Annotated in this window: 12 protein-coding genes and 1 pseudogene; 5 read left to right on the top strand and 8 right to left on the bottom strand. The window is 66.4% G+C overall.

Annotation, left to right across the window (positions count from 1 at the left end; translation table 11 throughout):
• Nucleotides 1-79: 79 nt before the first annotated feature.
• The 6 genes from prmA to U5805_RS24275 all read right to left on the bottom strand — a co-directional run bounded on the left by prmA (nt 80) and on the right by U5805_RS24275 (nt 4,976).
• On the bottom strand, nt 80-976 hold the full coding sequence (gene prmA, locus U5805_RS24300; protein ID WP_322106060.1) for a 50S ribosomal protein L11 methyltransferase: 897 nt from the start codon (nt 974-976) through the stop codon (nt 80-82).
• A gap of 3 nt (nt 977-979) precedes the next feature.
• Nucleotides 980-2,347: an acetyl-CoA carboxylase biotin carboxylase subunit gene (gene accC / locus U5805_RS24295; protein ID WP_322106059.1), complete on the bottom strand. Its 1,368-nt coding sequence runs from the start codon at nt 2,345-2,347 to the stop codon at nt 980-982.
• Between the two features lie 166 nt (nt 2,348-2,513).
• Nucleotides 2,514-2,984: an acetyl-CoA carboxylase biotin carboxyl carrier protein gene (gene accB, locus U5805_RS24290; RefSeq protein WP_322106058.1), complete on the bottom strand. Its 471-nt coding sequence runs from the start codon at nt 2,982-2,984 to the stop codon at nt 2,514-2,516.
• 111 nt (nt 2,985-3,095) lie between these two features.
• Nucleotides 3,096-3,548: a type II 3-dehydroquinate dehydratase gene (aroQ, locus tag U5805_RS24285; protein WP_322106057.1), complete on the bottom strand. Its 453-nt coding sequence runs from the start codon at nt 3,546-3,548 to the stop codon at nt 3,096-3,098.
• Nucleotides 3,549-3,742: 194 nt separating this feature from the next.
• On the bottom strand, nt 3,743-4,309 hold the full coding sequence (locus U5805_RS24280; RefSeq protein WP_322106056.1) for a TlpA disulfide reductase family protein: 567 nt from the start codon (nt 4,307-4,309) through the stop codon (nt 3,743-3,745).
• A gap of 22 nt (nt 4,310-4,331) precedes the next feature.
• On the bottom strand, nt 4,332-4,976 hold the full coding sequence (locus U5805_RS24275) for a UDP-N-acetylmuramate--alanine ligase (protein ID WP_322106055.1): 645 nt from the start codon (nt 4,974-4,976) through the stop codon (nt 4,332-4,334).
• Between the two features lie 320 nt (nt 4,977-5,296).
• Between U5805_RS24275 and mpl the strand changes: the two genes are divergently transcribed.
• From mpl to mtgA, 5 genes are all read left to right on the top strand, one after another.
• Nucleotides 5,297-6,721, top strand: coding sequence for a UDP-N-acetylmuramate:L-alanyl-gamma-D-glutamyl-meso-diaminopimelate ligase (gene mpl / locus U5805_RS24270; protein WP_322106054.1), 1,425 nt, complete (start codon nt 5,297-5,299; stop codon nt 6,719-6,721).
• Nucleotides 6,718-7,353, top strand: coding sequence for a YqiA/YcfP family alpha/beta fold hydrolase (locus tag U5805_RS24265; RefSeq protein WP_322106053.1), 636 nt, complete (start codon nt 6,718-6,720; stop codon nt 7,351-7,353). The genes mpl and U5805_RS24265 overlap by 4 nt, the downstream gene beginning before the upstream one ends.
• Before the next feature lie 133 nt (nt 7,354-7,486).
• Complete coding sequence (locus U5805_RS24260; protein ID WP_322106052.1) at nt 7,487-9,631, top strand: ribonuclease catalytic domain-containing protein; 2,145 nt, start codon at nt 7,487-7,489, stop codon at nt 9,629-9,631.
• A complete protein-coding gene (aroE, locus tag U5805_RS24255; protein ID WP_322106051.1) occupies nt 9,628-10,518 on the top strand; it encodes a shikimate dehydrogenase in 891 nt (296 codons plus the stop codon). Before U5805_RS24260 ends, aroE begins: the two co-directional genes overlap by 4 nt.
• Before the next feature lie 17 nt (nt 10,519-10,535).
• A complete protein-coding gene (gene mtgA, locus U5805_RS24250) occupies nt 10,536-11,318 on the top strand; it encodes a monofunctional biosynthetic peptidoglycan transglycosylase (RefSeq protein ID WP_322106050.1) in 783 nt (260 codons plus the stop codon).
• An 81-nt stretch (nt 11,319-11,399) separates the two neighbouring features.
• Here mtgA and queF read toward each other — a convergent pair whose 3' ends face one another.
• Both queF and U5805_RS24240 read right to left on the bottom strand, forming a co-directional pair.
• Complete coding sequence (queF, locus tag U5805_RS24245) at nt 11,400-12,224, bottom strand: NADPH-dependent 7-cyano-7-deazaguanine reductase QueF (protein ID WP_322106049.1); 825 nt, start codon at nt 12,222-12,224, stop codon at nt 11,400-11,402.
• A gap of 65 nt (nt 12,225-12,289) precedes the next feature.
• Nucleotides 12,290-13,225: pseudogene (locus U5805_RS24240) on the bottom strand (5'-nucleotidase); the annotation flags it as partial.
• Between the last annotated feature and the right edge of the window lie 113 nt (nt 13,226-13,338).

The raw sequence follows: 13,338 nt of genomic DNA, 5'->3' as shown, positions 1-13,338 counted from the left end.
CTGGCAATCCGTCGCGTCCTACGACTTGCGGCCGTGCGCAAGGGCCGGAACACCCATGCACCGCGCGCCGGCGAGGCGCCTACGCGCGGCGCGTGCCCGCGAGACAGACCCAGCCTTCGTGCTCGCGCCACACCGAAATGTCGATCCAGCGCGCGTAAACCTGCGCCACTTCGTCGGCCTGGCGCGCGAGGATGCCCGAGAGCGCGAGGCGGCCGCCGGGCTTCACGCGCGAACTCAGCATCGACGCCATGAGCTTCAGCGGATTCGAAAGAATGTTTGCAACGACCACGTCGAATTCGCCGGCCTGAAGGTCGTCGGGCAGGCCGTAAGCGACCTGGGCGCGGTTGCGCTCGCTGTTGTAACGCGCCGATTCGACCGCTTGCGGGTCGATGTCGATGCCGATCACGGGATTCGCGCCGCACTTCTGCGCAAGGATCGCGAGAATGCCGGAGCCGCAGCCGTAATCGAGCATCGACTGGCCAGGCTTCACGTGCTGCTCGATCCATTCCATGCACAGGCGCGTGGTCGGATGGCTGCCCGTGCCGAACGCGAGGCCGGGATCGAGTTCGAGCACGAGCGCGTGAGGATCGGGCGCATCGTGCCATGACGGCACGACCCAGATGCGCTCGCCGATCTGGATGGGATCGAACTGCGATTGCGTGAGGCGCACCCAGTCCTGTTCCTCGACTTCGCGCAGTGAAAACCGGGGCGTTTGGGCCAGCGCGAGTTCGTTCGAAGCGGCCGCGAGCAGCAACGCGGGGTCCTGATCGGCGCCGATCAGCGCGATCACGCGCGAATGCTGCCACGCGGTGCGCTCGGGCGTGAGACCCGGCTCGCCGAACAGCGGCTGCTCGTCGGGCGTGTCGGCGTCGGCGTCTTCCACCGACACCGAAAGGGCGCCAAGCTCGATCAGCGCGTCGGAGAGTTCTTCCGCGCGGTCGCGTTCAAGCTCGACGATCAGTTCCCTGTAGCTCATGAATTACGCTTCGTCCTTTTTCACGGCCTGACGCTCGGCCAGACGGCTTTCGAGGTAGTGAATGCTCGTGCCGCCTTCGACGAACTTGGCGTCGAGCATCAATTCGCGATGCAGCGGAATGTTGGTCAGGATGCCTTCGACGACCATTTCCGAGAGCGCGATGCGCATGCGCTGGATCGCCTGCTCGCGCGTCGCGCCATAGGTGATCAGCTTGCCGATCATCGAATCATAGTTCGGCGGCACGAAATAGCCATTGTAGGCATGCGAATCCACGCGCACGCCGGGGCCGCCCGGCATGTGCCACGACGTGAGACGACCCGGCGACGGCGTGAACTTGAACGGATCTTCCGCGTTGATACGGCATTCGATCGCGTGGCCCTTCAACTGCACGTCGCGCTGGCGGAACGAGAGCTTTTCGCCGGCGGCGATGCGGATCTGTTCCTGCACGATGTCGATGCCCGTGATCAGTTCCGTGACCGGATGCTCGACCTGCACGCGCGTGTTCATTTCGATGAAGTAGAACTCGCCGTTCTCGTAGAGGAATTCGAACGTGCCCGCGCCGAGATAACCCATCTTCTTGCAGGCGTCGGCGCAGCGGTCGCCGATGCGGTCGAGCAGGCGGCGCGCGATGCCCGGCGCCGGCGCTTCCTCGATCACCTTCTGGTGGCGGCGCTGCATCGAGCAGTCGCGCTCGCCGAGCCACACGGCGTTCTTGAACGAGTCCGCGAGCACCTGGATCTCGATGTGACGCGGATTCTCGAGGTACTTCTCCATGTAGACCTGCGGGTTGCCGAAGGCGCGGCCCGCTTCTTCCTTGGTCATGTTGACCGCGTTCACCAGCGCCGCCTCGGTGTGGACGACGCGCATGCCGCGGCCGCCGCCGCCGCCCGAAGCCTTGATGATGACGGGATAGCCGATCGTCCGCGCGATCTTCACGATTTCCTTCGGATCGTCGGGCAGCGCGCCCTCCGAGCCCGGCACGCAAGGCACGCCGGTCTTGATCATGGTCTGCTTCGCCGTGACCTTGTCGCCCATCATGCGGATCGTTTCGGGGCGCGGGCCGATGAACGTGAAGCCCGATTGCTCCACGCGCTCGGCGAAGTCGGCGTTTTCGGAGAGGAAGCCGTAGCCGGGGTGGATTGCTTCGGCGTCGGTGACTTCGGCCGCGCTGATGAGCGCCGGCATGTTCAGATAGCTCAGGTTCGAAGGCGCCGGGCCGATGCAGACCGCCTCGTCGGCGAGCTTCACGTACTTGGCTTCCTTGTCGGCTTCCGAATAGACGACGACCGTCTTGACGCCGAGTTCGCGGCACGCGCGCTGGATGCGGAGCGCGATTTCGCCACGATTGGCAATGAGGATTTTTTCAAACATGGTGGGTATTCGACTCATCAATGGGCGCCGGGAAGTGCAAAGGCGCGCCTGTCGATCGGAGTTGGCGCAACCCGTAGGATCGGCCGCGCGTGCGCCGCGATGCGCGATCCGCCGGGCGGCAAGCGCGGCGTGCCCGTGTTCCGGGCCGCGCCGCGCGCGGGAAAACTCAGGCGATCACGTAGAGCGGCTGGCCGTATTCCACCGCCTGGCCGTTCTCGACGAGAATTTCCTTGACCACGCCGGCCGTATCCGACTCGATTTCGTTGAGCAGCTTCATGGCTTCGATGATGCAGAGCGTCTGGCCTTCCTTGACCGTGTCGCCCACTTGCACGAACGGATCGGCGCCCGGCGACGGCGCACGGTAGAACGTGCCCACCATCGGCGAGGTCACGACATGGCCTTGCGGCGCGGCCGGCACGGCGGCGGCCGGTGCGGCCGGGGTGGCTTCGCCCGCCACGCCCGGCGCGGCGACCGGGGCGCCCGCGAGCGGCGCGGCGTATTGCGCGGCCGGTTGCACGTAAACGGGCGGCGCGTTCTTGACGATGCGCACCTTGCCTTCACCCTCGGTGACTTCGAGTTCCGAGATGCCCGATTCGGAGACGAGGTCGATCAGAGTTTTCAGCTTACGTAGATCCATGATGCAGCCCCTTTGCTTGAATACGTGAGGTGCCGGGGCATCTTGCAATCAATTGCACGCCCGGCACGGGTTGGATGTTGTCTGGGTTCGGCGTCGGTCTCGGGCGCGGAATCAGGCGGCGCGTCCGGCGGCGAGCCGGTCGAGCGCGTATTCGAGCGCGTAGAGATAGCCTTTCCAGCCGAGGCCGCAGATCACGCCTTCGGCCTGGTCGGAAAAATACGAATGGTGCCGGAAGGACTCGCGCCGATGCACGTTCGAAAGATGAATCTCCACGAACGGAATGCCGACGCCCGCCAACGCGTCCCGGATCGCGACGCTCGTGTGCGTGTACGCGGCGGGGTTGATCAGGATGAAGTCGGTTTGCTCGGTGCGGGCCGCCTGGATGCGGTCGACCAGCGCGCCTTCGTGATTGCTCTGGAAGGTCGCAAGTTCCACGCCGGCGTCCGCGGCACGGTCGAAAAGCGCCTGGTCGATCTGCGGTAACGTCACGCGGCCGTACACCTCAGGTTCCCGGGTGCCGAGAAGATTGAGGTTGGGTCCGTGCAGAACCAGCAGTCGCGTCATGGTCGCTTCTTTTTCCGTGGAATTGCGCGAACTTTAGCGCCGATTAGAGAAATTTGTCTAGTTTTACGATGACTCGATATGGCCCCGACGCTGCCCGCGAAAGCGGCAGCGCGCTCATCTTCTGTCAAAAAACGTAATCTGGAAGGCAAAAGGCGCCTTTTGGCGCCTAAGGTTTTGCAAGTGTTGACGATGCGTCAAAGTGCGTCGAGCGTGCGGCGCAATTCGTCGGGCTTGATTTGCCCTAATTTTGTCGCGCGTACGGCGCCGTTCGCGTCGATTACGACGGTGTAAGGTAATCCGCCCGCGTTGTTGCCGAAGGCCCGCGCGACGTCCGCGCCGCCGAAACCGGCAATGAAAATGGGGTAGTCCACCGGCACCTTTTTCAGAAAGGTTTTGATATTCGCCGCCGAGTCGACGCCGAGCCCCACGAACTGAATGCCCTTTTTGGCGTACTCGCGTTGCAGCGAAGAAAGCTCCGGCATTTCTTCCACGCACGGGCCGCACCACGAAGCCCAGAAGTTCACGACAATCGGCTTGCCCTTATAAATGGCGAGCGACTGCGGCTTGCCGTCGGGGTTCGTCACCGCGGCCGACCAGAGTTGCGTGACCGCGTCCTGTTTGCCGGGCGCCGCGGGGGCGGTCGCCACTGCCGCGTCGGCCTCGCCTGCATTGCCGCCGCTCGCCCAATGTCCGGCCAGAATGCCGCCGCCCGCGGCGACCGCCGCCACTGCCACGCCGGCCAGAATCCGTTTCGTATTCATCGCTGCCGCTTCAAGTATTGAATCAGGTGGTGGAGGAGGTGGCGCCGCTTTCGTCGATGAGCGCCTGAAGCGCCTGTGCGTTCACGCGCGGCAGGCGGCCACGCGCATCGGCGCGCACCGCGCCGCGCAGGTCGTCGGTATTGTAGAGCGCCACGTGAATGCCGACCGGCTCCTCGTCGCGCGCCGGCCGCCACATGAAGCTCAGCGTTTCCACGAAGCCGCGCGCCGCGAAGTGCCGCGTTTCCGACACGTCGTATTGCACGTTGGCGTTGAGGAGCCAGATGGCGACGTCCTTCGCGTTGTCGCAAAAAATCTGCAAGTGGATGTCGGAATGCTCGCCCGCCGTGCCATTGAGCACCGCGCCCGTCAGGAACGGATTGAATTCCTGGAGCCGCCGCATCCATTCGAGCGCGATCTCGCGCAGCCGCCGCAGCACCGCCGGTTGGCTGTCGCCCTGAAAAAGCGCCTGATATTCGCGGATTTCTTCCTCGATCTGGTCGTTATCGGGCAGCCAGGTGCCTTCGATACGGGTTTCCCCCACCACCTGCCGCGCGGCTTTGCGCTTGGCGGTGGCGTAGTCGAGGCCGTCTTCGGCGACCATGCGTGCCGCCGCGATGGCGATTTCCTCGCGCACGCGCTGAGGATCGAAATGTGATCTGCGAACCATTCTCGAATCATACTAGAGAACGCTTGGGGCTCTCTTTCACCCACCTTGGCGCGGGTTGGGAACGGGTTCGAGGAAGAATTGGGGGACGGCGCGCGCCGTCTTGCCGCGCCGAGCGGCTTGCCGTCCCGCTGCCGCCCGTCGCGCCGGAATGCCCCGGACGGCGCGGGCAGCCCGGGCACCTCGGGTACAATACGCGTCTTGGCTCCGGCGGCGCAGGCTTCCGATGGTTCCCCGGCGTTCCCAGGCGGGTTCCGTCAGTCCGCCGTCGCGCTTCCCCATTCCTGAATCCGTTCACGACGCCCGCGCGGCGCGACAGGCTTATGCACATCCATATCCTCGGCATCTGCGGCACGTTCATGGGCGGTCTTGCCGTGCTCGCGCGCAGCGCCGGTCATACGGTGACCGGCTGCGACGCAGGCGTCTATCCGCCGATGAGCACCCAGCTCGAAGCGCAGGGCATCCGCCTGATCGAGGGTTACGACGCGAGCCAGACCGGGCTGAATCCCGATCTTTACGTGATCGGCAACGTGGTCTCGCGCGGCAACCCGCTGATGGAGGAAATTCTCAATCGCGGCTTGCCGTACACCTCGGGGCCGCAATGGCTCGGCGAGCACGTGCTGCGCGACAAATGGGTGCTGGCCGTGGCCGGCACGCACGGCAAGACCACCACCAGCTCGATGCTCGCGTGGCTGCTCGAGGACTCGGGCCTGAATCCCGGCTTCTTGATCGGCGGCGTGCCGCTCAACTTCGGCATTTCGGCGCGGCTCACCGATTCGAGCTTTTTCGTGATCGAAGCCGACGAATACGACACCGCATTCTTCGACAAGCGCTCGAAGTTCGTGCATTACCGGCCGCGCACCGCGCTGCTCAACAATCTCGAATTCGATCACGCCGACATCTTCCCGGATCTCGCCGCGATCGAAACGCAGTTCCATCACCTCGTGCGCACGATTCCGGGCGTGGGCCGCATCGTCACGAACGGCCGCTCGGACGCGCTCGAACGCGTGCTCGCGCGCGGCGTGTGGAGCGAGGTCGAGCGGTTCGGGGTGGACGGCGGCTGGCAGGCGCTGCCCGCCGAAAACGGCGTGCCGGTGGACGAACGCTTCGCCGTGTATCACAACGCCGAGCGCGCGGGCGTGGTCGACTGGCAGATCCAGGGCGAGCACAACCGCCTGAACGCGCTCGCGGCCATCGCCGCCGCGCGCAGCGTGGGCGTGCCGCCCGCGCAGGCGGCGCAGTCGCTCGCGAGCTTTCGCAACGTCAAGCGCCGCATGGAAGTGCGCGGCAGCGTCGACGGCGTGACGGTGTACGACGACTTCGCGCACCATCCCACGGCCATCGAAACCACGATCGCCGGCTTGCGCACGCGCGTCGGCCGCGACGCGTCGGGCCAGCCCACGCGCATTCTCGCCGTGCTGGAGCCGCGTTCGAACACCATGAAGCTGGGCGTGATGAAAGCGCAACTGCCCGCGAGTCTCGCCGACGCCGATCTCGTGTTCGGCTACGGCGCGCCGAGCGGCAAGGACGCGCTCGGCTGGGATCTCGCGGGCGCGCTCAGCGCGCTCGGCGAGAAGGCGCGCGCCTTCCACGATCTCGATGCGCTCGTGAAAGCCGTGGTCGCGGCGGCGCGCCCCGGCGACCAGGTGCTCGTGATGAGCAACGGCGGCTTCGGCGGCGTGCATCAGAAGCTGCTCGACGCGCTTGGCGCGCGCGACGCCGCGAGCCATGACGGGAGCGCCGCGTGATCGTCTATCTGCACGGCTTTCGCTCGTCGCCGCAGTCGTTCAAGGCGCGTCTGCTCGCGGCGCGCTTGAGCGAGCTTGAGCGCGGCGACGAATGGCTGTGCCCCGCGCTGCCGGTTTCGCCGAAAGAGGCCGTCGAACGGGTCGAGCGCGACGTTGCGGCAAAACTCGCGGCGAATCGTGCCGGGGGTTTCGCTGAAAAGCCGGCGGAAAAGCCGGCGGAAAAGGGGCAAGCGGACGAGCGCGTTACGCTGATCGGCAGCTCGCTCGGCGGTTTCTTCGCCACCTGGCTCGCGGAAAAGCACGGCTGGCGCGCCGTGTTGCTCAATCCGGCCGTCGTGCCGGACCGCGATCTGTCGAAGTATCTCGGCGAACAGCCGCTGTGGCACGGCGGCGGGAGCATCGTCGTCGAGCCGCGCCATCTGGACGAATTGCGCGCGCTGGCCGTCGCCACGGTCACGCAGCCCGCGCGCTACTATCTGATCGCCGCGACCGGCGACGAAGTGCTCGATTACCGCGAGATGCTCGCGCACTATCCGGGAGCGGCCACGCACCTGATCGAAGGCAGCGACCACGGCATCAGCGAATTCGCCGATTACGTGGACGAAGTGCTCCGGTTCTGCGACGCGCCCTGAAAGCGTCGTCGCCATCGTCCGGCGTGTGCGGCCGTCATCGACGAAAGCCGCGCGCCGAACGCCTATATGTATACAGCAGCACCGCCCGCGCGCCGTGCGCCGGCGGTCGTAGCAAGTCAGACGAGAGTGTTGAGTGAACGTTTTCTTTGAGGAATCGGGCAGTTTCAAGGCCGGCAGCGTGCTGTCGAAGCAGGGCGACGCGTTTCAGGTCGAATTGCCGGGCGGGCGGCGCGCCAAGGTGCGCGCGAAGGACGTGCTGATCGAGTTCGAAAAGCCCGCCGCCGCCGAGTTGATGACCGAGGCGGAAGCCGCGTCGCAGGAAATCGATCTCGACTTCCTGTGGGAATGCGCGCCCGCCGACGAGTTCGCGTTCACCGCGCTCGCGAGCGAATACTTCGGCGAAACCTACGGCCCGGTCGAGCGCGCGGCGCTCGTGCTGCGCCTGCACGGCTCGCCGGTCTATTTCCGCCGCAAGGGCCGCGGCCAGTATCAGCGCGCGCCCGAGGAACAGCTCAAGATGGCGCTCGCCTCGCTCGAGCGCAAGCGTCAGCAGGCGCTCGTGCAGGCCGGTTACGAGGAGGAGCTGAAGGCGGGCAGGCTGCCCGAGGCGTTCGCGGGCAAGGCGCTCGGCCTGCTCACCCGGCCCGACAAGAACTCGATCGAATACAAGGCGCTCGAGGCCGCCGCCGCCGCGCGCGGCATTTCCATGCCGCGCCTGATGCTCGAAAACGGCGGCGTCGCTTCGCCGCGCGCGCTGCACGAAGCGCGGTTTCTGGCCGAATTCTTCCCGCACGGCACCGGCTTTCCGCCCGTGGAAGTGGGCGCGCTGCCCGACGATCTGCCCGACGCCGCCGAACACGTGCAGGCGTTTTCCATCGACGACGTCACGACGACCGAAATCGACGACGCGTTCTCGATCGAGCATCTGGCCGACGGCCGCGTGCGCATCGGCATTCACATCGCGGCGCCGGCGCTCGGCATCGCGCGCGGCGACACGGCCGACACCATCGCGCGCACGCGTCTTTCGACGGTCTACATGCCCGGCGACAAGATCACGATGCTGCCCGACGATTTCGTCGACGCCTTCACGCTCAAGGAAGGCGGCATGCGCCCGGCGCTGTCGCTCTACTGCATCGTGAACCGCGAGACGCAGGAGATCGTCGCGACCGAAACGCGCGCCGAGCGCGTGTTCGTCAGGAGCAACCTGCGCCACAACACGCTCGACGAAGTCGTGACCGAGGAGACGCTCGCGGCGGGCACGGGCGAGTATCCGCACAAAGAGGACATCGCCGTGCTGTGGCCGTTCGCGCAGGCGCTGTTCGAAAAGCGCCAGCAGGCGCGCGCCGGTTACGGCCTGCGCCGCGAAGTGCAGCGCAATACCGACTACAACTTCTACGTGGACGGCGAGCACGTCACGATCACGCCGCGCCGCCGCGGCTCGCCGCTCGACACGATCGTCGCGGAACTCGCGATTCTCGCCAATTCCACGTGGGGCGCGTTCCTGCACGACCACGGCGTGCCGGGCATTTATCGCTCGCAGCGCGCGTTCGGCGCGCCCACCGGCCCGAAGCGCACGCGCATGCAAACCACGGCCGCGCCGCACGAAGGGCTGGGCGTCGCGCAGTACGCGTGGAGCACCTCGCCGCTGCGCCGCTACGTGGACCTCGTGAACCAGTGGCAGTTGCTTGCGTGCGTCGAGCACGGCGTGGCCGCGAAGCTCGTCGCGCCGTTCAAGCCCAAGGACGCCGATCTTTTCGCCGTCGTGCAGGGCTTCGACGAAACCTATTCCGCGTACGCCGATCACCAGCGCCGCATGGAATATTTCTGGTGCCTGCGCTGGCTTCAGCAGGAAGGCCGCCGCGAATTCGCCGCGACCGTCGTCAAGGACGATCTCGTGCGTTTCGAGGAAGTGCCGCTCCTGATGCACGTTCCGGCGCTCGGCGTGCATGCGCGCGGCACGCGCGTGCTGCTCGAACTGATGTCCGTCGATGAACTGACGATCGAAGCTTCGGTGCGCATGCTGCGCGTGCTCGATGCGCCGGTCGTGTCGGGCGGCGAGGCCGCCGAGGAAGAAGCGGGCGACGACGAGGAACTGATCGAAGCCGCCGACGAATCGGCGCAAAGCGAAGCCGAAGCGCTCGCGGAAGCGAACGAAACGAACGAAGCGGCGGAAGCAAACGAAGCGAGCCAAGGCGAAAGCGACGGCGACGGCGACGCAAAAGCGCCCGGCGCGGAGCAGCAGCACAGCGATCGGCACGCCACGGAGCCGCGCGAATGAACGTCGACGAGACCGCAGCCGGGGCTCAGGTCGGGCGTTACGCCGTGATCGGCAACCCGGTCGCGCACAGCAAATCGCCGGTCATTCACGCGCAGTTCGCGCAGCAAACCGGCGAGCGCGTCGAGTACGGCCGACTGCTCGCGCCGCTCGAGGGTTTCGTCGAGCACGTGCAGGCGTTTCGCGCGGCGGGCGGGCGCGGCCTGAACGTCACGGTGCCGTTCAAGCTCGAAGCGCATGCGCTCGCGCAACGTCTGTCGCCGCGCGCGGCGGCGGCGGGCGCGGTAAACACGCTGCGTTTCGACGCCGACGGCATTTTCGGCGACAACACCGACGGCTTCGGCCTCGTGCGCGACATCGAATCGAATCTGAACGTGCCGCTCGCTCGCGCGCGCGTGTTGCTGCTCGGCGCGGGCGGCGCGGCGCGCGGCGTGGTGCTGCCGATGCTGGAGCGCAAGCCGCGCGAGATCGTCATCGTCAATCGCACGGCGCCCAAGGCGCATGCGCTCGTCGAGCAGTTCGAAGGCGCGGCGCGCGAGTTCGGCTGTCTCTTGAGCGGCGGCGGCCCGCAAACGGTTTATCGCGACCCGGCTCACGCGCTGCCTTACGACGTGATCGTCAACGCGACGGCGGGCAGCCTGGACGCCGCGCTGCCCGAATGCGACGAGCGCGCGTTCGGGGCGAACACGCTCGCCTACGACATGATGTACGGCGCGCAGCCCACGGTGTTCATGCGCCACGCGCAACGGCTCGGCGCGCGCGCCGCCGACGGTCTCGGCATGCTGGTCGAGCAAGCCGCCGAATCGTTCTTCGTGTGGCGCGGCGTGCGTCCCGAAGGCGCGCCCGTGCTCGCCATGCTGCGCGCGCAACTCGCGGCGCAGCCGGCCTGAGGAAGCGAGGAGACGCCATGCGCAGGGAGGCTGTCGGAGCGCGGGCAATTCACAACGACAGGCGGCGCGCGCCGCTGCACGATCGCGGTTCGCCAGCCCGGCGTGCCGGCGCGCTGCGCTGGCTCGTCTACGTGGCGTCGGTGTTCGCCGTCGCGTGGGTCGCGTTGCAGCTTTTCTACGTTGCGCAAATCGCGCTCTGGAATGTCGTCGATCCGCAAACCACGGCGTTCATGCGCTCCGACGCGGCGCGCCTCGCGCGCGAGCGTCCCGACCTCGCGATCCAGCACGAATGGGTGCCCTACGAGCAGATTTCGCGCAATTTGAAGCGCGCGATCATCGCTTCGGAAGACGCGAATTTCGTCAACAACAACGGCTACGAAACCGACGCCATCCTGCAAGCGTGGGAGCGCAACAAAAAGCGCGGCCATATCGTGCGCGGCGGTTCGACCATCACGCAGCAACTCGCGCGCAATCTGTTTCTGTCGCGCGAGAAAAGCTATATCCGCAAAGGCCAGGAACTCATCATCACGTGGATGCTGGAAGCGCTGCTCGACAAGGAGCGCATCTTCGAGATCTATCTGAATTCGGTCGAATGGGGCAACGGCGTCTACGGCGCCGAAGCCGCCGCGCGCTACTACTATCACAGCACGGCCGCGAAGCTCACGCCGTGGCAGTCGGCGCGGCTGGCCGTCATGCTGCCGCGCCCCAGATACTTCGACGAGCATCGCAATTCCGCGTATCTCTCGCAGCGCAGCGCCGTGATCGCGCGGCGCATGGGCGCGGCGGAATTGCCGCATTGAGCCGCAGCCGCGGCGCGGTTCGCGTCGACATGAAAAAACGCGCCGCCGTTGCGGCGCGTGGTCGTCTGGAACCGGCGAACGTTACTGGCGCGCGAGCCGCGCGTTGTCCGGCATCGGCATGTTGAAGTTGGTGCGAAACGGATTGATGTCGAGCCCGCCGCGCCGCGTGTAGCGCGCATACACGGCGAGCCGGTCCGGTTTGCACTCGCGCAGGATGTCCATGAAGATGCGCTCGGCGCATTGCTCGTGAAAGCCCGTGTGATTGCGAAACGAGATGATGTAGCGCAGCAGCCCCGCCTGGTCGATCTGCGGCCCCACGTAGTGAATCTGCACGCTGCCCCAGTCGGGCTGGCCCGTGACCGGGCAGTTCGATTTCAGGAGATTGGACACGAGCGTTTCCTCCACCGGCGACTCGCCGAGCGCCGCCTTCAGCAGCGTGGCGTCGGGGCGATACACGTCGGTGTCGAGATCGAGCCGGTCCAGCGAAAGCCCTTCGAATTCCTCGAACGCGATCTTGCCGAAGCCGCCCGGCTGGTCGAACCTCACCGAAACCGACGCGCCGCACGCCGCCGAAACGTCGCGCCGGATCGTGTCGCGCACGGCGTCGGCGGATTCGAACGGCGTTTGCGCGAACGAGCCGAGATAAAGCTTGAACGACTTCGATTCGACGATGTTGGGCGAATCGGCCGGAATGAAGAACGTGGCGATGGCGATCTGCGGCTTGCCGCGCGCGTTGAGCCACGAAAGCTCGTACGCGTTCCAGATGTCGGTGCCGAAGAAGGGCAGTTGCGCGCCGATGCCGATCTGCTCGCGCGCGCCGGCGCGCGGGATCGGGAACAGCAGCGAGGCGTCGTACTGTTCGGTGTAGGCGGCGGGCTTGCCGAGCGGTGAGTGTTCGGGAGTCATGATGCGCGGGTATCTGCGGTTGCGTCTGCGGTTGTGTTGCCGGCCGTTGCGGACGCGGCGAGCCGGGCGTTCGCCGCGCCGAGCGCGACGTGCCCGGTCGCCGTGACCGAGCGCGCGGATTCGCAATGGCCGATCTGGTCGTCGAAGAAAAAATCGGGCGCGAACTCGCGAAGGAACGGGCCTTTTTCGAGTCCGCCGAGGAACATCGCTTCGTCGATCTCGATGTTCCAGGCCATCAGCGTGCGGATCGCGCGTTCGTGCGCGGGCGCGGAACGCGCGGTCACGAGCGCGGTGCGAATGCGCATGTTGCGCGCATTGCCGTCCGCGAGCTTTTGCAGGCGGTGCAGCGCGGCGAGCAACGGTTGCAGCGGTCCGTGCGCGAGCGGCAACTCGCGGTTGTCGCGCTCGTGGCTCACAAACGCGCCCAGGCCTTGCTGCTGGAAAATCTGCTCGGCTTCGTCGGAAAACAGCACCGCATCGCCGTCGAACGCGATGCGAATTTCGTTCGCGTTGCGGTCCGGCGCGTTGGTCGCCGGATTGGCCGTCATTGTCGCCGAATTCGCGTCGAAGCGTGGGAACACGGTCGCGGCGGGAAAACCGGCTTCGAGCGCGCCGCGCACGTCCTCGGGATTCGCCGAGAGGAACAGCGCCGCGTTGAGCGGCTTGAGGTAATGCCAGGGCGTGCGGCCGCGCGTGAACACGCCGCGCTGGACGTCGAGGCCGTGCTCGCGGCACGAGCTGAACGCGCGCAGCCCGCTGATCGGATCGCTGCGCGAGAGGATCACCACTTCGACGTGATGCGCGCCCGAATTGAGCGCGAGCAGCTTGCGCATGAGGCCGAATGCGACGCCGGGGCGCGCGGGCACGTTCAGGCGCTCGCGCTGGAGCTTTTCGTAGACGGCGAGGTCGCCCGCTTCGAACACGCGGTTTTCCTCCTCGAAGTCGAAGAGGGCGCGCGACGAAATGGCGACGACGAGTTTGTCGGTGAGCGAAACGGACACGATGGCGGCCTTTTTGCGCGTTATGCGGCGGTGAGTGCGCTCAAGCGAGAAACAACCGATACGCCGGATTCTGCGTTTCCTCGTGATGCGGATAACCGAGCGTGGCGAGGAAA

Origin of the sequence: Paraburkholderia sp. J41 (assembly GCF_905220235.1) — a bacterium.
Taxonomy (GTDB): Bacteria; Pseudomonadota; Gammaproteobacteria; order Burkholderiales; family Burkholderiaceae; genus Paraburkholderia.
This window is presented reverse-complemented; position numbering and strand designations above follow the sequence as displayed.